This is a genomic window from Bradyrhizobium sp. Leo170, assembly GCF_004296405.1.
Lineage (GTDB): Bacteria > Pseudomonadota > Alphaproteobacteria > Rhizobiales > Xanthobacteraceae > Bradyrhizobium.
Genome location: NZ_PSRR01000151.1, coordinates 1 through 18786 on the forward strand (window position 1 = coordinate 1; position 18786 = coordinate 18786).

14 protein-coding genes are annotated in these 18786 nt (G+C 64.4%); 6 read left to right on the plus strand and 8 right to left on the minus strand.

Annotated features, from left to right (window positions below; genetic code table 11):
- Nucleotides 1–76: 76 nt before the first annotated feature.
- Nucleotides 77–3199, minus strand: coding sequence for a PAS domain S-box protein (locus tag CWO89_RS23605; protein WP_130581127.1), 3123 nt, complete (start codon nucleotides 3197–3199; stop codon nucleotides 77–79).
- A 187-nt stretch (nucleotides 3200–3386) separates the two neighbouring features.
- Entirely contained in the window at nucleotides 3387–4106 is a 720-nt protein-coding gene (locus CWO89_RS23610; protein WP_130581128.1) for a GntR family transcriptional regulator, read from the minus strand.
- 112 nt (nucleotides 4107–4218) lie between these two features.
- Between CWO89_RS23610 and CWO89_RS23615 the strand changes: the two genes are divergently transcribed.
- The 6 genes from CWO89_RS23615 (at nucleotide 4219) to CWO89_RS23640 (ending at nucleotide 10979) form a co-directional block, all read left to right on the plus strand.
- On the plus strand, nucleotides 4219–5226 hold the full coding sequence (locus CWO89_RS23615; protein WP_245476471.1) for an ABC transporter substrate-binding protein: 1008 nt from the start codon (nucleotides 4219–4221) through the stop codon (nucleotides 5224–5226).
- 4 nt (nucleotides 5227–5230) lie between these two features.
- Entirely contained in the window at nucleotides 5231–5995 is a 765-nt protein-coding gene (locus CWO89_RS23620; RefSeq protein WP_130581130.1) for an ABC transporter ATP-binding protein, read from the plus strand.
- 12 nt (nucleotides 5996–6007) lie between these two features.
- Nucleotides 6008–6871: an ABC transporter permease gene (locus CWO89_RS23625; protein WP_130581131.1), complete on the plus strand. Its 864-nt coding sequence runs from the start codon at nucleotides 6008–6010 to the stop codon at nucleotides 6869–6871.
- Nucleotides 6868–8607 carry an L-arabinonate dehydratase gene (gene araD, locus CWO89_RS23630; protein ID WP_130581132.1) on the plus strand — a complete coding sequence of 580 codons (1740 nt, stop codon included), beginning with the start codon at nucleotides 6868–6870 and terminating at the stop codon, nucleotides 8605–8607. The genes CWO89_RS23625 and araD overlap by 4 nt, the downstream gene beginning before the upstream one ends.
- A gap of 107 nt (nucleotides 8608–8714) precedes the next feature.
- Nucleotides 8715–9434, plus strand: a complete 720-nt coding sequence (locus tag CWO89_RS23635) for a ribonuclease activity regulator RraA (protein ID WP_130581133.1) — start codon at nucleotides 8715–8717, stop codon at nucleotides 9432–9434.
- Nucleotides 9435–9536: 102 nt separating this feature from the next.
- The gene (locus CWO89_RS23640; RefSeq protein WP_130581134.1) at nucleotides 9537–10979 is read left to right on the plus strand and encodes an aldehyde dehydrogenase family protein; all 1443 of its coding nucleotides are present in this window, start codon (nucleotides 9537–9539) and stop codon (nucleotides 10977–10979) included.
- Between the two features lie 49 nt (nucleotides 10980–11028).
- On the opposite strand, the gene CWO89_RS23645 is transcribed toward CWO89_RS23640, so the two are convergent.
- The 6 genes from CWO89_RS23645 to CWO89_RS23670 all read right to left on the minus strand — a co-directional run.
- Nucleotides 11029–11580 carry a flavin reductase family protein gene (locus tag CWO89_RS23645; protein ID WP_130581135.1) on the minus strand — a complete coding sequence of 184 codons (552 nt, stop codon included), beginning with the start codon at nucleotides 11578–11580 and terminating at the stop codon, nucleotides 11029–11031.
- A 343-nt stretch (nucleotides 11581–11923) separates the two neighbouring features.
- Nucleotides 11924–14038, minus strand: a complete 2115-nt coding sequence (locus CWO89_RS23650; RefSeq protein ID WP_130581136.1) for a S9 family peptidase — start codon at nucleotides 14036–14038, stop codon at nucleotides 11924–11926.
- A 165-nt stretch (nucleotides 14039–14203) separates the two neighbouring features.
- Nucleotides 14204–15391, minus strand: a complete 1188-nt coding sequence (locus CWO89_RS23655) for a pyridoxal-phosphate-dependent aminotransferase family protein (RefSeq protein WP_130581137.1) — start codon at nucleotides 15389–15391, stop codon at nucleotides 14204–14206.
- A 187-nt stretch (nucleotides 15392–15578) separates the two neighbouring features.
- Nucleotides 15579–16412 (minus strand): LssY C-terminal domain-containing protein, encoded by an 834-nt coding sequence (locus CWO89_RS23660; RefSeq protein ID WP_130581138.1) that lies wholly within the window; start codon nucleotides 16410–16412, stop codon nucleotides 15579–15581.
- A 110-nt stretch (nucleotides 16413–16522) separates the two neighbouring features.
- Nucleotides 16523–17248, minus strand: a complete 726-nt coding sequence (locus CWO89_RS23665; RefSeq protein WP_130581139.1) for a thermonuclease family protein — start codon at nucleotides 17246–17248, stop codon at nucleotides 16523–16525.
- A gap of 160 nt (nucleotides 17249–17408) precedes the next feature.
- Nucleotides 17409–18786 (minus strand): hypothetical protein (locus CWO89_RS23670; protein ID WP_130581140.1); only part of this gene is annotated, 1378 nt, incomplete at its 5' end.

Below are 18786 nucleotides of genomic sequence, written 5' to 3' on the forward strand. Positions count from 1 at the left end.
TCCCGGGTCAAGCCCGGGACGACAGCGTTATTTGCTGTGAGATATTGCAACATCTTTCGCATTTGAGCTGGCAGCCCTATGCGCTGAGCGCCTTGCGGATCATGATCGCCATGTCCGACTTGCGATAGGGCTTCGCCAGCAAGAGCACGCCTTCGTCCAGCCGGCCGTGATGGATGATGGCATTCTCGGTGTAGCCCGAGGTGAACAGCACCTTCACGTCGGGCTTCAGCTTGTGGATCTCCTCGGCGAGCTGGCGGCCGTTCATGCCGGGCATGATCACGTCGGTGAACAAGAGGTCGAACGGCCGGTCGGCGCGGGCGATGGCGAGCGCGTCTGCGGCGTTTGCGGCAGCCAGCGTGACATAGCCGAGCGAGTGCAATTGCGTCAGCACATAGTCGCGCACCAGCTTGTCGTCCTCGACGACGAGGATGGTCTCGTTCCCGCCCTCGAGCCTGGCCGCGAACGTCGGCTCGATCGAGGCCGTCGCGCGGGTCGCAGGCGGCAGGTACATCTTGACCGTGGTGCCGTGGCCTTCCTCGCTGTAGATCTTGATGTGCCCCGCTGACTGCTTGATGAAGCCGTAGACCATGCTCAGGCCGAGCCCGGTGCCCTTGCCGGGACCCTTCGAGGTGAAGAACGGGTTGAACACCTTGTCGATGATGTCGGAGGGGATTCCGGTGCCGGTGTCGCTCACCGCGATCATGGCATAGCGCCCCGGCCGGACGTCGCCCTGCAGTTTCGCGTAGGTTTCGTCGAGGAAGACGGTGCCGGTCTCGAGCACGAGCTTGCCGCCATTGGACATCGCATCGCGGGCGTTGAGCGCGAGGTTGAGGATTGCGGTGACGAGCTGGTTGGGGTCGACGACCGCAAGGCAGGTCTCGTCCTCGAAGATCGATTCAATCTCGACATGCTCGCCGAGCGTTCGCTGCAACAGCTTGGTGGTCTCGACGATCAGGAGGTTGACGTCGATCTCGCGTGGGTCGAGCGGCTGCTTGCGGGCGAATGCAAGGAGATGCTGGGTGAGCTCGGCGCCGCGCCCGGCCGCCTCGTCGATCATCTTGGTGATCGCGGCAAGCTGCGGCTCGTTCTTCACCGCGTCGGCCAGGATCTCGATCGTGCCGGTGATGACGGTGAGGATGTTGTTGAAGTCATGCGCGATGCCGCCGGTGAGCTGGCCGACGGCCTCCATCTTCTCCGCCTGCCTCATGCGCTCCTCGGCGGCGATCTTGTCGGTGAGGTCGCGGACGAAGCCGTTGAACACGAAACCGTCGCGGGTCTTCAGCGCGGCGATGCTCAGTTCCGCGGTGAACTCCGTGCCGTCGCGCCGCCGTGCCAGCACCTCGCGGCGCGGCTGTTGCAACTGTACGCCGCCTGATTGCAGGAAGGCCCCCAGCGCCGCCCTGAGCGGGCCGTCCGGCCGCCCGAGCAGCTCGAATACGTTCTTCCCGAGCGCCTCCTCGTGAGGCCATCCGAACAGGCTTGCGGCTTGCGGATTCCAGTAGCGGATGACGCCCTTCTGATCGATCTGCACGAAGGCGTCGAGCGCGCTGTTGATGATGCCGCGCGCCAGTTGTTCGCTCTCGCGCAAATTCTCCTGCGTCTTGCGGCTTTCGGTCATGTCGCGCGCGGTCTTGCAGATGCCGATGATGGCGCCGGATGCCGACTTGATCGGCGAGATCGAGAGCGAGACCTCGACCGGTGTGCCGTCCTTGCGCAGCCGCACGGTCTCGTTGTTTGCGATCGTTTCGCCCCAGCCGATCCGGCGCACCACGTCGTCTGTCTCCGCGGCGCGGTCGGGCGGCACGATCAGCGAGATGTGCCGGCCCACCGCCTCAGTCGCCGTATAGCCGAACAGCCGCTCCGCGGCCGGGTTCCAGCCGGTGACGATGCCATCCAGCGAATGCGTGATGAGGGCGTCGTTGGCGGATTCGACCGCGGCGCTGAACAGGCGCTCGCGCCCGGCCAGGCGGTCCCGCGCGGCTTCGGTCCGCAAATGTTCGACCACCTCGCGCTCGAGCGCAACCGTCTTGGCGTTCACCTCATTGATCACGCGCACGAAGGCGCGCGCCAGCACGCCGGTCTCGCCCGGCGCGTCGACCGGAATTGCGTCCGTGCCCTTCTGTGCGACGCTCTCGATCGCCGCCGTCAATTGCCGGATCGGCCGCATCAGCGACCTCGCGATCAGGATCGCCAGTCCCGCCGCGGCCAGCACGGCGAGCAGGCCGACGACGATCGAGCTGTTGCGGATCGTCGCCGCCGGCGCCATGAACACGGCGTTCGGAACCGTCTCGATCACCGCGATCCATTGATTGTCGACGAGCAGCGCGGGCGCCAGCGCCACGCCGTTGGGCCGTCCCCCCGCACCTTCGACCATGCGCGAGAAGGCCTGCGTGGTGCCCGGCGCCGACGCCAGATAGGGAAAGTCGCGCCGCCAATCGGCTCCTGTCTGCGCGCCGAATTCACGGGTGCGGTCGGGATGGACGAGGTAGTTGCCCCGGCCGTCGACCACATAGGCCGCTTCGCCGGGCCGTACCGAACTCCGCACGCGGTCCAGCTCGCCCCGCATGTCGATCTCGATCAGGATGATCCCGAACGGCTTGCCGTCGGTCGCCGGCACCGTCGTCGCCACCCGCAGGATCGGCGCCGGCTGCGCCGCGCCGGCATCCTTGTCCAAGTCGACCGGCGAGACATAGATTCCGCCGACACCAAGTGCGAGCGTGTCGCGGAAATAGGACGCGTCACCGGCGCGCGGCAGCTCTGCCTCCGGCACGGCGCGAACGGCGCCGTCCGGCCCTGAACGGTCGGCGCGGACGATCTCGTGCCCGCCATCGGCAACGCCGATATAACGCAGCCGCGCGTAAGCCGGCTTGATCGCGAGCTGCGCGGCCAGGCGGTTTTCCAGCCGCTCCCGCCACAGCGCCTCGCTGACATGATCGACCGGATCCGTCCCGTCGTTGAGACGGGCTCGCATCATGCCGATCACCGCGGCAAAATCGCGAAAGATCACGATGTCGGCGCGCGCGCTGTCGGCATAGGAAGTCAGGTCGCCCGCCACAAAGCGCGAATGGGTCTCGATCCGGTCGAGCACGCGCGGCACGAATGCCTGTTCCAGGTTGCGATAGCTCAGCCATGCGACCGCGCCCACTGCGATCGCAACCAGCGCAATCATGGCGACGGCGAGTCTGGTTGTGAGCGTCATCTGTGCGGTCGCGGCCTTCCTCTGTCCGGACCAAGCGACGGGGTGTCATCCCGGCTCGGGCGACTGATGCTAGAGCATGATCCGGAAAAGTGGAAATCGGTTTCCCGAAAAAGATCATGCTCATACAAAGAGCCAAAGCGGGATGACAATTCGAAGAAAAATCAGTTCGACGCCTACGCGCCGCGCATCAGTCGTTGAAATAGTGCGGATGCCGCGCGCGGATCTGCGCGAGCTCGCTCAGCGTTCCCGACAAATGGGTTCGCAGATGTTTTTGCGCTTCCTCCGGCTCACCGCCGGCGATAGCCTTGGCGATCAGCTTGTGATGGCGGACGATATCCTGCGCCTTGCCGGGCGAGGGCAGATGCAGCCGGCGCAACCGGTCGATATGCCCGCTGCGGCTGCGGATGAGAGCCCAGAGCTCTTGCTTGTCGGCGGCCTCGTAGAGCTGCGCGTGGAACTCGTTGTCGGCGGCCATGAATTTCTCGAAGGCGCCGGCCTTTGCAAACTGCTGTTGCCGCGCGATGGTTGAGTTGAACTGGGCGACGAGCGCCTCGTCCGGTTTCAGCGCAAGCACGCGCACGATCTCCAGCTCGAGCGCCTGGCGCAGGAAATGTGCCTGCTGCGCGCGGCGCAGGTCGATCCGGCTGACGACCGTCGCATATTGCGGGAACACCTCGACGAGACCTTCCTCCTCGAGCCGCTTCAGCGCGTCGCGGATGGGCGTCGAGGACACCCCGAACTGTTCTGCCAGCGCGGCGCGCGACAGCGGTGAGCCCGGCGGCAGTTCCAGCGCGATGATCATGCCGCGCAGGCGCTCAAACACCTGCGGCGCCGCCTGACGGTCGCGGTCGAGCAGCCCGCTCGATCGCGGGACGACACGACGCTGGCCGATTGCGGGTTGATCCATTTGAATTGCCGTTACGCCCGGCGAGAGGCTTGCCAACGATGCACTAATACATTAGTGCATCTCCCAGGGGTGGTCAATCCGCAACCCTCAGAGGAAACGCGTAATGAACAGGATGATGTGGCGGACGCTTGCGAGCGCCGCCGTGGCGGTTGGTTTGCTGCAGGGACCGGCGGCACTGGCGCAGCAAAAGACGGAAATCGCCCTGTCGCGGCAGCCGGGTATCTTCTATATTCCGAGCCACATTATCGAGAAGCAGAAGCTGATCGAGAAACATGCCGCGGCGCTTGGCGTGCCCGGCGTCACCACCAAATGGCTGACGTTCTCCAGCGGCGGCGCGCAGACCGATGCGCTGCTTGCGGGCGGCGTCGACATCCTCAATACTGGCACCGGCAATCTCTTGCTGCTATGGGATCGTACCCGCGGCGGCGTGAAAGGCATTGTCGCCACTTCTGCGCAGCCGATGACGCTGATCAGCCGCGATCCCAACATCAAGTCGCTGAAGGATTTTGGGCCGAACGATAAAATCGCGTTGCCGACCGTGAAGGTCTCGACGCAGGCCATCGTGCTGCAGATCGCGGCCGGCGAGTTGTTCGGCCCGGATCAATGGTCGAAGCTCGATCCCAACACCGTGCAGCTCGGCCACCCCGATGCCTATGCAGCAATGTCCAATCCGCAGCATGAGGTGCGCAGTCATTTCTCGATCCCTCCCTTTACCTTCCTTGAGATGAAGAATGTGCCGGGCGCGCATGTCGTGCTGAACTCGCCTGACGTGATGGGCGGCCCGCTTAGCCAGGCGCAATTCTTCACCACGACGAAATTCGCCGACGCCAATCCAAAAATCATCCAGGCCGTGCGGCTGGCGACCAAGGAGGCGCATGACCTGATCCGAAGCGATCCCAAGCTCGCGGTCGAAATCTACAAGGAGATCACTGGCGACAAGACGTCAGTTGAAGATTTGCTGGCCTGGCTGAAGGAGCCCGGCATGATGGAGTGGAATCTGGAGCCGCAGGGCACCATGAAATTCGCCAACCATCTCTTCAGGACGGGCACGCTGAAGACGCAGCCCAAGGCGTGGACCGACTATTACCTGCCGGTCGCGCATGACTTGAAGGGCAGTTGATCCCATGGCGCCGCTCCTTGACGTCTCCGATGTGACGCTGCGCTACAAGACGTCGAACGCGGTCATCACGGCGACCGAACGCGTCTCCTTCACGGTCGATCGCTCCGATCGCTTCGTGCTGCTCGGGCCGTCCGGCTGCGGCAAATCCACGCTGCTGAAGGCGGTCGGCGGGTACTTGCAGCCCAGCGAGGGCAAGATGCGGATTGACGGTCGCGAGATCGTCGAGCCAGGCGCCGATCGGATGATGATCTTTCAGGAGTTCGATCAACTCCTGCCGTGGAAAACCGTGCTGGAGAATGTGATGTTTCCGCTCCTGACCGCGCGGCGGCTGCCTCGCAAGGAAGCCGAAGCGAAGGCGCGGGCCTATATCGAGAAGGTCGGGCTGACTCGCGTGGTCGATAACTATCCGCATACGCTGTCCGGCGGCATGAAGCAGCGCGTCGCGATCGCGCGCGGCATGGCGATGGAGCCGGACATTCTGCTGATGGACGAGCCGTTCGCGGCGCTGGATGCGCTGACGCGTCGGACTTGCCAGGACGAATTGCTGCTGCTCTGGTCTGAGACCAAGTTCACCGTGCTGTTCGTCACCCATTCAATCGCGGAAGCTATCAAGATCGGCAACCGCATCCTGCTGCTGTCGCCGCATCCGGGGCGGGTGAAGGCCGAGGTCGCTGACGTCGACCGCGTCTCCAGCGAAGACGGCAGCGCTGCACGGCTGGAGAAGCAGATCCACGATCTGCTGTTCGCTGAAGCAGCAACCGCACGCTGAAGGAGGGGCGCGATGGGAGAAGCAACGATCCTGCTGCGCGAGGGCAATGCAGTGGCCGCGCCGGCCGCAAGCGAGGTCGAGCGCAAGCTGAGCGTGTGGGAGCTGCTCTGGAACGACGGATTTGTGCGCAAGGGGCTCATCATTGTTCTCCTGGCGGCAGCGTGGGAAGCTTACGGTCTGTTGCTCGACAATCCCCTGCTGTTCCCGACCTTCCATGACACCGTCGTCACCATGTTCGAGAAGGTGCGCGACGGCACCATCCCGATGCGGGCCTGGGCGTCGCTAAAAGTACTGTTTATGGGTTATTCCGCCGGCATCGCCCTGGCCTCGATCTTGACCATCCTCGCGATCTCGACCCGCATCGGCACGGATTTCCTCGAGACGATCACGGCGATGTTCAACCCGCTGCCGGCGATCGCGCTCTTGCCGCTTGCGCTGATCTGGTTCGGGCTTGGCAATGGCAGTCTTGTGTTCGTGCTGATTCATTCCGTTCTGTGGCCGGTGGCGCTCAATACCCATGCCGGTTTCAAGAGCGTATCCAACACGCTGCGCATGGTCGGCCGCAATTATGGCCTGCGTGGACTACCCTATGTGGCGCGCATCCTGATCCCGGCGGCTTTCAGTTCGATCCTGACCGGGCTGAAGATCGGTTGGGCCTTTGCCTGGCGTACGTTGATCGCCGCGGAACTGGTGTTCGGCGTGTCGTCGGGACAGGGGGGGCTCGGTTGGTACATCTTTGAGAACCGCAACCTGCTCGACATTCCTGCCGTGTTCGCCGGATTGTTGACGGTGATCATCATCGGCCTGATCGTCGAAAACCTGATCTTCCGCACCATCGAGCGGAACACTGTCCAGAAGTGGGGCACCCAGACATGAGCGACAAGAGGAAGCGTCCCGACCAACTCCGCAGCGCGCGCTGGTTCGCGCCCGATGATCTCAGGGCCTTCGGCCACCGCTCGCGCGCCATGCAGATGGGTTATGCGCCGGAGGAGTGGAAGGACCGGCCGGTGATCGCGATCATCAACACCTGGTCGGACGCCCAGCCCTGTCACATGCATTTCAAGAGCCGCGTCGACGACGTCAAGCGTGGCGTGCTGATGGCGGGCGGCTTTCCGATGGAACTGCCGGCGCTGTCGCTGTCGGAATCGTTCCTGAAGCCGACCACCATGCTCTATCGCAACATGCTGGCGATGGACGCTGAAGAATTGCTGCGCGGCCATCCGGTCGACGGCGTCGTGCTGATGGGCGGCTGCGACAAGACCACGCCGGCGCTGTTGCTCGCCGCCACCTCCATGAACCTGCCCACGATCTATCTGCCGGCCGGCCCGATGCTGCGCGGCAACTGGAAGGGCCGCACGCTGGGTTCGGGATCGGACGCCTGGAAATATTGGGACGAGCGGCGTGCCGGCAAGATTTCCGATGATGACTGGGTCGACATGGAAGCCGGCATCGCCCGCAGCTACGGCACCTGCATGACCATGGGCACCGCCTCCACCATGACCGCGATCGCCGAAACCGTCGGCATGACGCTGCCGGGCGCCTCCTCGATCCCAGCGGCGGATGCCGGTCACATCCGCATGGCCTCCGAGTGCGGCCGCCGCATCGTCGAGATGGTCTGGGAGGATCTGACCCCGCAACAGATCCAGACGCGGAAAGCGTTCGAGAACGCGATCACGGTCGCGATGGCGATGGGCTGCTCGACCAATGCGATCATCCATCTGATCGCCCAGGCGCGCCGCGCCGGCCAGGACATCTCCCTCGACGATTTCGAGAAGGCGAGCCGCGAGGTGCCTGTCATCGCCAATGTCCGCCCGAGCGGCGATCTCTATCTGATGGAGGATTTCTTCTATGCCGGCGGGCTGCCGGCGCTGATGAGCCGGATCAAGGATCATCTGCATCTCGACTGCCTGACCGTGACCGGCAGGACGCTGGGGGAGAATATCGCCCGCGCCGAAGTCTATAATGACGACGTCATCCGCAGCGTCGCGAACCCGATCTACAAGGAGGGGGCGCTCGCGGTGCTCAAGGGCAATCTCGCCCCCGACGGCTGCGTGATCAAGCCCTCGGCCTGTGATCCGCGCTTCCTGAAGCATTCCGGCCCGGCGCTGGTGTTCGACGATTACCCTTCGATGAAGAAGGCGGTCGATGATCCCAACCTCGACGTCACCGCCGACCATGTGCTGATCCTGCGCAATGCGGGGCCGCAGGGCGGACCGGGCATGCCGGAATGGGGCATGCTGCCAATCCCCACAAAACTCGTGAAGCAGGGCGTGCGCGACATGGTGCGGATCTCGGACGCGCGCATGAGCGGCACCAGCTACGGCGCCTGCATCCTGCATGTGGCGCCGGAAGCTTACGTCGGCGGCCCGCTCGCGCTGGTGCAGAACGGCGACCGCATCACCCTTGATGTCGCCGCCCGCAGCATCACCCTCGATGTGCCGGAGCAAGAGCTCGAACGTCGCCGCGCCGCCTGGAAGCCGCCGGAGCGCCGCTACGAGCGCGGCTATGGCTGGATGTTCTCACGCCACATCAAGCAGGCCAACGAAGGCTGCGATTTCGATTTTCTGGAGACCGGTTTTGGTAAGCCGGTCGACGAGCCATCGATCTACTAACTCCATGTCGTTCCGGGGCGCGCGAAGCGCGAACCCGGAACCTTGAGATTCCGGGTTCGCTCGCTGTCGCGACCGCCCCGGAATGACGAACCAGAAAGCGAGCAGACATGTCCAAACTCAGCGACGCCACCCGCAACAAGCTGAAAACCGTCTCCACGGCCACCGTCGCCACCGCGCTGTACAAGCGCGGTTTCCGCGTCCAGTGCATCCAGGACGTCCACCCCTTAAGCCCGGACCAGCCGACCATGGTCGGCGAAGCCTTCACGCTGCGCTACATGCCGGCGCGCGAAGACCTGAACAAGCTCGACGTCTTCCGCGACCGCTCGCATCCACAGCGCAAGGCGATCGAGGATTGTCCGCCCGGCGCGGTGCTGGTGATGGACAGCCGCAAGGATGCGCGCGCCGCCTCTGCCGGCGCCATCCTGGTGACGCGCCTGATGAAGCGCGGTGTCGCCGGCGTCGTCTCCGACGGTGGCTTTCGCGATTCCGCTGAGATCGCCAATCTCGGCTTTCCCGCCTATCATCACCGTCCGAGCGCGCCGACCAATTTGACGCTGCATCAGGCGATCGAGATCAACGTTCCGATCGGATGCGGCGACGCGCCGGTGTTTCCCGGCGACGTGATCCTGGGTGACAGCGACGGCGTCATCGTCATCCCCGCGCATCTGGCCGATGAGATCGCCGAGGAAACCTTCGAGATGACCGCATTCGAGGATTTCGTCGCCGAGGAGGTCCGCAACGGCCGCGGCATCTTCGGCCTCTATCCCGCCACCGATCCGCAGACATTGACCGATTTCGCGGCGTGGCGGAAAAGGAACGGACGCTAGATTTCGTTGTTCGAGCATGAACTCGGCCCAAACGTTTCCGAGTCGTGCTCGAACTCTTAAACCGATCTTTGGCACCAAGCCCGATCAAGACGGAGGAAAGCCATGCTGATGTTCAACAATCTGATCGACGGCGAATGGATGTCGGACGGCGCACGTTCGCCCAACGTCAATCCATCCGATACCAACGACGTCGTCGGCGAAGCCGTGCGCGGCACCCGCGCCCAGCTTGATGCCGCGGTTGCCGCCGCCAAGGCGGCATTCCCCGCCTGGTCGCGTGCGACGCCGCAGGTCCGCTACGACATCCTCAAGAAGGCGTCCGACGAAATCCTGGCGCGCAAGGATGAGCTGGGCCGCTTGCTGTCGCGCGAGGAAGGCAAGACCCTGCCGGAGGGCATCGGCGAGGCCGCGCGCGCGGGACAGATTTTCGCGTTCTTTGCCGGCGAGTGCCTGCGTATGGCCGGCGAGAAGCTTTCTTCCGTGCGGCCCGGCATCGACGTCGAGATCACCCGCGAAGCCCTGGGCGTCGTCGGCCTGATCACGCCCTGGAATTTCCCGATCGCGATTCCGGCCTGGAAGATCGCGCCCGCGCTCGCCTGTGGCAACACGGTCGTGATCAAGCCGGCTGACCTGGTGCCGGGATCGACCTGGGCGCTGGTCGATATCCTGCAGCGTGCCGGCCTGCCCAAAGGCGTGCTCAATCTCGTGATCGGTCGTGGCTCCGAGGTCGGCGCCGCGCTGCTCGAACATCCCGATGTCGCCGCGATCAGCTTCACCGGATCGGTGGCGACGGGCCAGAAGGTCGCGGCAGCCTGCGTGGCATCGCGGCCGATGAAGAAGTTCCAGCTCGAGATGGGCGGCAAGAATCCGCTGGTCATTCTCGACGATGCCGACCTGAAGGTCGCGGTCGAATGTGCCGTCAACAGCGCATTCTTCTCCACCGGCCAGCGCTGCACGGCGGCCTCGCGGCTCATCGTTACCAAGGGCATTCATGACAAGTTCGTCGCCGCGCTCACCGAGCGTCTGGGCGGCCTCAAGGTCGACGACGCCCTGAAGGCCGGCACCGATATCGGCCCGGTCGTCGACCAGAACCAGCTCGATCAGGACCTGAAATATCTCTCGATCGGCAAGGATGAGGGAGCGAAGCTGGTGTTCGGCGGCGAGCGGCTGAAGCGCGACGCGCCCGGCTTCTATCTGCAGCCGGCGCTGTTCACGGAGGTGACCAACAAGATGCGGATCGCGCGCGAGGAGATCTTCGGACCGGTCGCGGGCGTCATTCGCGTCAATGACTACGCCGAGGCGCTGGCGACCGCAAACGATACGGAGTTCGGTTTATCGGCCGGCATCTGCACCACCAGTCTGAAATACGCCAGCGACTTCAAGCGCAACGCCGAGGCCGGCATGGTGATGGTCAACCTGCCGATCGCCGGCGTCGACTATCACGTCCCGTTCGGCGGCCGAAAGGGTTCGAGCTATGGTCCACGCGAGCAGGGCAAATACGCGGCCGAGTTCTACACGACGGTGAAGACGGCCTATACGAATCCGTAAGGATGGCGGACATTCGGGCGGCGCTGCCGCCGCCCGAATGGTCTTGCCGCTACAACATCTCTGGCTTGAACAGCTTGCGATATTTGCGCGTGTTCTCGCCGGAGATCATGAACTCGCCGTCACCGCGATAGTGGATGGTCTTCGGATATTTCGGCGAGGTCGCGACGTGCGCTTTCACCACTTCCACCACGAATAGGCTGTACTTCCGGATCAGGCTTGAATCGATCAGCCGGCATTCGAAATTGGCGTAACACTCCTGGATCAACGGCGCGCGCACCAGCTCGCTGGGCCTGGGCGTCAGAGCGAACTTGTCGATGTCGCGTCCGGAACTGTTGCCGATCCTGACCACCGTCGGCGCCAACTCGACGGTCGGCACGTTGATCACGCATTGTTTGCTGCGGCGGATCAATTCGAAGGAATGGTTGGCGTCCCAGATGTAGCAGCCGACCAGCGAGGGCTGAAACTCCATGATCATGTGCCAGCCCATGGTCATGATGTTGGTCTCATTCCTGTGCGCGGAGGAGACCAGCACGATCGGCCCGGGCTCGAGAAAGCGCCTGATGTTGTCGACAGGAAAATCCGTCTTGGTGTAGCGCGGCATCGGGCCTCCTCTCCTTCTCAGTTGTCGTCCTCGTTTGCGCTTCAAACTCCGCCGTCGTCCCGGCCAAGCGAAGCGCGAGCCGGGACCCATAAGCACAGGCGGTTTTGGTGACGAAGACTCGGAGTTACAGCCGGATTCAAGAAAGAGGTTTGGTGGTTATGGGTTCCGGGTCCCGGCTTCGCCAAGGGGCTTCGCCGCGGCGCGCAAGCCCGAGACGACGTGGGGAGGGAGCGGAGCGGAGGCTCATCTCAGACGCGTAGGGTGGACATAGCGCAGCGTGCCCACCATCCACGCTCGGTGCAGGAGAAGGTGGGCACGCTTCGCTTTGCCCACCCTACGATATCTACGCCACCGCGTCCGCCATCCCCACCGTCCACAGCGCAAACGCATACACGATCGCGATTTCATCGAGCCGGTTGAAGCGTCCCGACGCGCCGCCGTGGCCCGCGCCCATATTGGTGCGGAGCAGGACCGGGCCGCCGCCGGTCATGGTTGTGCGCAATCGCGCGATCCATTTCGCCGGCTCCCAATAGGTGACGCGGGGATCGGTCAATCCGCCCATGGCGAGGATCGCGGGATAGTCTTTCGCTGCGACATTGTCGTAGGGCGAATAGGACAGGATGGTGCGAAAGTCCTTCTCGCTCTCGATCGGGTTGCCCCATTCCGGCCATTCCGGCGGCGTCAGCGGCAGCGTGTCGTCGAGCATGGTGTTGAGCACGTCGACGAAGGGCACTTCGGCGACAATGCCGCCGAACAATTCGCCGGCGCGGTTCGCGACCGCTCCCATCAGCATCCCGCCGGCCGAGCCGCCATGGCCGACGATGCGTTTTGTGCTCGTGTACTTTGCCTCACACAGCGCGCGGGCAGAGGCCGCGAAATCATCAAAGCTGTTGGTCTTCTTCTCGCGCTTGCCGTCGAGATACCAGCCCCAGCCCTTGTCGGCGCCGCCGCGGATATGCGCGATCGCATAGACGAAGCCGCGGTCGACCAGCGACAGGCGGTTGGTGCTGAAGGAGGCCGGCATCGCCATGCCGTAGGAACCGTAGCCGTAGAGCAGGAGCGGCGCCGAGCCGTCGCGGACGAAATCCTTGCGGTGCAGGATCGAGACCGGGACCTCTGCGCCATCATGCGAGGTCGCCATGATGCGCGTGGTGACGTAGTCGGCCGGATCGTGGCCGGAGGGAATCTCCTGGCGCTTGCGCAACACCCGTGTCCGCTTCGTCATGTCGTAGTCGTAGACTTCCGACGGCGTCGTCATCGACGAATAGGAGAAGCGCAGGTTCGTCGTCTCGAATTCGTAGGATCCCATGGTGTCGAGCGAATAGGCGGCCTCGTCGAAGGCGATCGCATGCTCCTCGCAGGTCTCGAGATCGCGGATCACGATCGCCGGCAGCGCATTGGCACGCTGGAGCCGCACCATGTGGCCGGAGAAAAGCTCGAGGTCGATGATGTAGATGCCTTCGCGATGCGGGATCAGGTCGCGCCAGTTCTTGCGCTCGGGAGCGCCAAGCGGCGCCGTCACCACCTTGAAGTCGATCGCGTCATCGGCATTGGTGAGGATGAACAGCTCTTCGCCGCGATCGGCGATCGAATATTGCACGCCCTCTTCGCGCTCGGCGATCAGCCGCGGCGGCGCCTCGGGATTTCTGAGATCGATCAGCCGCTGCTCCGACGTCTCATGGTCGCCGCCCGCGATCACGCAGAAGCGTCCGCTCGCGCTCTCATGCAGATGGGTGAACCATCCGGAATCCTGCTCTTCATAGACCAGCACGTCGTCGGCCTGTTTGGTGCCGAGCCGATGGCGCCAGACCTGCATCGGGCGATGATTGTCATCGAGCTTGACGTAGAAGAAGCTCTTCGCGTCCGCGCTCCACACCACGCCGCCATCGGTCTCCTCGACGATGTCGTCGAGATCGGCGCCGGTTGACCAGTCGCGCACGCGGATTGAAAAATATTCCGAGCCTTTGGTATCGGCGCTCCAGGCATGCAGCCTGTGGTCGGGCGAGTGCCGGCTGCCGCCGAACCTGAAATATTCGGAGGCTTTCGCCAGCTCGTCGCCGTCGAGCACTATGTGCGCCTCGCCGCCGTCGCGCGGCATGCGGCCGAACATCTCGTGCTGCCCGCCCTCGCGGAATTTGCGGAAATAGGCGAATGGACCGTCGGGCGAGGGGACGCTGGAATCGTCCTCCTTGATCCGCCCGCGCATCTCCGCCACCAGCTTCTTCTGCAAGGGTGCGGTGTGGCCAAGCAGGCTCTCGGCATAGGCGTTCTCGGCTTCGAGATAGTTGCGGATGTCAGGATCAAGGATCGAGGGATCGCGCAGCACCTCCTGCCATTTCGGGTCCTTCAGCCAGGCATAATCGTCGGTTACGGTGATGCCGTGCCGCGTGAAGGAATGCGGCCGTCGCGGCGCGACGGGCGCTGGGTGGGCAGGTTTCTTGGTGGCGGATTGGTCCACTCGGTCCTCGTTCCGTTTCAAAGGCTATGCCTTATATCGGGACGCAGGCGAGGATTGCCAGATGCGCGAACCGTAGCCCGGGTGGAGCGCAGCGCAACCCCGGGACCGTCGCTGCAGGTGGTGAGAGAACCCCGGGTTACGCTGCGCTTCACCCGGGCTACAAGGTCAATCGGCTCGCACGCTTTCGCCGAGCCATTCGATCGCGGCCTCGGTTCCGCCCTTGCCGTGGGGAATGCCGAGTGCGTTGAGCGCGACTTCGACCACGCCGAGGGTGCCCAAAATCATCGGCGCGTTGACATGGCCCATATGGGCGATGCGGAAGGCCTGGCCCTGCAGGTCGCCGATGCCGGTGCCGAGCACGACGCCGCATTTCTCCTTGCAATAGCGCTGCAGCGCCGCCGGGTCGTGGCCGTTCATGGTGACTGTCGTCACCGTGTTCGAGCGCTCGGCGGGTTCGGTGATGTTGAAGCCGAGCACCTGTCCCTCGGCCCATACCGCCACGGCACGCCGCACGGCTTCCGCAAGCAGGCGGTGGCGCAGATGCGCATTCTCCAACCCCTCGGCGGTGAGCATGTCGATCGCCTTGCGCAAGGCGAACAACAGATGCACCGGCGCGGTGCCGGCATATTTGCGATAGTGCTCGGTGCCTTCGCGTTCGGTCCAGTCCCAATAGGGCGTGCGCAGATTGGCGCGCTTGTGCACCTCCTGCGCGCGCGCGTTCGCCGCGACGAAACCGAGACCCGGCGGCGTCATCAGGCCCTTCTGCGAGCCGGACATCGCAACGTCGATGCCCCAGGCGTCCATCTCGAACGGCATGCAGCCGAGCGAAGCCACGGTATCGACCATGAACAGCGCCGGATGGCCGCTCGCCTTGATCGCCTTGCCGATCGCTTCGATGTCGTTATAGGCGCCGGAGGCGGTGTCGACCTGCACCGCGAGGATCACCTTGATCGTGTGCTCCCTGTCGCGCCGCAATCGCTCTTCCACTTCCGCGGGCCGGATCGCGCGGCGCCAGTCGCCCTTCAACACTTCGACCTCGGCGCCCATCGCGGATGCGGCAAGACCCCAGCCGATCGCGAAGCGGCCGCTCTCCAGCACCAGCACCTTGTCGCCGCGCGACAGCACGTTGGAGAGCGTGGCCTCCCAGGCACCATGGCCGTTGGCGATATAGATGTACGATTTGCCCTTCGTGGCGAACAGCGTTGAGAGATCGCGCAGCAGGCTCTCGGTCAATTCGACCATCTCTGCCGAGTAGATATCGAGCGCCGGGCGATGCATCGCCTGCAGCACCTCGTCGGGCATCGTGGTGGGGCCGGGGATGGCCAGAAATTCCCGGCCCGCGCGAACGGTCATTGTTGGGTTCCTTATGGCTGCGTCACGGAGACAGGCTGTGAATGCAGGATGGCGACGGGAGATTCAAGAGCGACAATCATATTTGATCGACGCCGTCATTGCGAGCGAAGCGAAGCAATCCATTTCGCCACTTGCGGCGGCATGGATTGCTTCGTCGCTTCGCTCCTCGCAATGACGTGTGATCACGTTATTTTCCGATCGCGTTGGCGACCGCATGCCAGATCTGATCCTTGATCTCGACCGCGGGCGGGCTCGGGATCGTCGTCGCCGGGCCGTCGCGCGGCTTGCATGCTTCCACCAGCGTCAGGATCCAGATCTCGCCGTCGGTGTAATAGAGGTCGCCGCCGCCGTTGCGGCCCGCGATAGTAGGCCCGATGCCGGTGACCTGATATTTTGCCGTCACCATGTGGGCGTTTTCCAGGTCGGCCGTGAGCAGGGCGCGCTCGGCGTCGAGGTCGGGACCGATGTGGTGCGTGATCGCGCCGGTATAGTGGCTGACGCCGACGCTGCGATCCTGCGTGGCGGCGCCGAGCCACACCGGCCGGCCCTCCTCGCCCTTGTCGAGCACCTGCCAGTAGCGGACATGGTTGCGGCGATCGGCGCTGTTTCCGATCGGCTTCTCGAAGGCGAGGTCTTCGCGGCGGCCGAGATAGAACAGATTGCTGACCGGCGCGTCGCGGTAGGGGCGGTCGAGCAGCACGCTGCCGACGATCTCGATCGATGATTTCAGCGTGATCGGATCGGCGGGATACCAGCCGGCGGCATGCATGGCGCAGACCACGTCATACTTGTCGCCGATCAATCCGATATTCAGGGGATCGCCGGGAATCCCCTGCGCGGTGCGCGTCACCATCGGCAGGTTGGCAAGACCCTTTTGGTGCTCGTGATGGGTCCAGAGCGCCGGCAGCACCAGATAGGCGGCAAGCGCGTAGATCGCGACCGTCAGCGCCAGCAGCAATTGGATGCGCCGGACCCGTCCCCGCCGCGCCGAAGGTTGCGCCTTGTCGTCGAGCTCTGTCACTGTGCCGCGCTCTCGAACCGAGGTTGCGCGGCTAGTCTAAAGCGTTTTCGAGCGAAGTGGACACCGGTTCGCGTGAAGAAAACGCGTCAAAACAAGAATCCAGAGCCTGCTCACCGCCTTGTCTCGCGGCAGCCGGCGGCCTCGGCCTCCTCGACCGAGCAGAACCAGCGCGTGCCCTTGGCGATCTTCATCTGGATCTTGGCGTACCAGCGGCTCTGCGGCGTGTGATAGATGCATTCGCCCGAGGTGTTGACGTTGCCCTTGATGGTGCAGTCGGGCGAGGGCGCGACGGGGCCGGACGCGGAGGCGAGCAGGATGCTGCGGGCGTTCTCCGGCGGCTTCACGGCGCCCAAAATCGGCGTCTTCTTGTTGCGGACGCGCCAGTCCCAGGGCGCGATGAAGGCGCCCTGCCACATCCCGGCCTTGGCTTCGCGCGCGGCTTTCTCGTCGGCCTCATAATCGTGCGTCAAGCGCGTATAGGCGAGCGCCCATCCATTGGCGACCAGCCATCTCTGGATGTCCTGCCCCTCGACTTCGCAGCGCGCCAGGACGCGGCCGCGGCGGTCGGTCGTGCCGCGGGTATGGCAGGTCCAGCTTTTGCCGCCGGCATGCTTGATCAGCTCGTCGCGCGCGGCGACCCCGCAGGTCCAGCGCTCACCGTGGGTGTTGAGGCAGAGCTGGTCGGTGGAGGGCGCGTCGATGCCGCCGAGGCGGATGCGAGTGGTGCCGATCTGGATCTGGTCGCCCTCGCGGATCTTCGGCACGCCGGTGATCTCGGCGGCCTGCGCCAGCGCGGGCGACAGCAGGAGGGCGGCGGTGAGGAGCAGCGATCGCATCGGCAGGTTCACGGATTGGCGAGCAATTGTGCGGAGATTCGGGCAAGCAAACCAGTAGCGCGAACGCCGCAGCCTTTTCAACTTCGCGTCATCAGCGGCGAATGGCGAATAGCGAGTGGCGAATAGGGGAAGGTCCACCATGCGCCACGTTCCCCATTCGCTACTCGCCACTCGCCATTCGCCGCCTCGCCAGCGCCAGCGCCATCAGCACGAAGGCCGAGGTCACCTCGGGCCCGCCGACCAGGATCCGCGTCGGCGTCTTCATCTTGTTCCACTCATAGGCCTTGTACGGGGAGCGCCTGCCGCCCTCGCCGAAGCTCGCGACGATGCAGTGCAGCGCCGGCGCAAAGGTCGCGACCTCGGCGCCAAGATGCGCCAGCGCCATCAGCGCCAGCGCGGCATCGAACGCGTTCATCTCATAGGCGATCAATTCCTGCTGCACGTAGAGCAGCACCTGCGCGCGGATCATCGCGAACGCCCCGCCAGGGTCGATCACGCGCTGCGCCGCTAGCGGCAGCGCGATGAAGGCGGCGTAGCAGCGGCCGAAATAGGCCGAGTAGAGCTCCGGCAGATAATAGATATGCGAGCGCGGCTTCCTGAACGCGCCGCTTTCCACCAATCGCCGCTGGAAGTCGATGATGCGGTGCACCGTCTCCAATCGCTGCGGGGTTTCAAGAATCCGCCAGCGCTTGAGGTTGCGGAAGCTGACCTCGAGGATGTCGAGATTGAGCGTCGGGTCGAGGTCGTTGCCATAGGGGCGGTCGCCGGCGAGGTTGTCGATCCAGGTGACGACGCCGCCCTCGTAATCGATATTGTCGTTGAGCGGCACGGTAACGCGCGGCTCGTTCGCGCCGCTCCGCACCTGGTAGCCGCGGTAGAAATCCAGGAGCGGCTGCTTGAGGATCGGATGCTCGCTGCCGGCCTGCGTCGCCGCCGAGAACGAGCAGGCGGTGGTGTCGCAATCAGGCACATAGATGCCGAAGCCGAGATCCTGCTTGATCTGGGCGAAGAAGCGCGAGAAGCGCGGATGCGGCAGGGGCGCCAGCGCCGTGATCACGTTCACCGTCGAGCCGTCATGCGAGGGCACCTCCTCGGCACTGATCCGCAAGCAGAAGTCGACCATGTCGGCGATCGCCCCTCGCGCGGCGCTGGTCTCCGCGCCGGAGGCGAGCCCGGTTTCGATGAAGCTGAGCAGCGCCTCGGTGAAGAACGCATCGTAGTAGGCCGAGCGATGGCGGATCTGCATCGGCTGCCACATCGGCTCGGCGATCCCGCGCCAGGGCGGGTTGATCAATGCGCGTGCCGGCGAATGCGCGATGAAGATGCGCGCGAGGTTGAAGAGAAGAGTCGAATTCTTGTAGCCGCGCGAGTTCAGCCCGCTCAGCGCCATCAACAGTTCGCGCCCGCCCATATCGGCATCGCCGATCAGATTGAACGCCGCATAGGTCGGGATGAAGCCGTTCCTCGCATGCGCACGCAAGAGATGCGCGCCGCAGGCCCGGATCACGCGCTCGATCTCGGCGGCCGCGGGCGCCGCG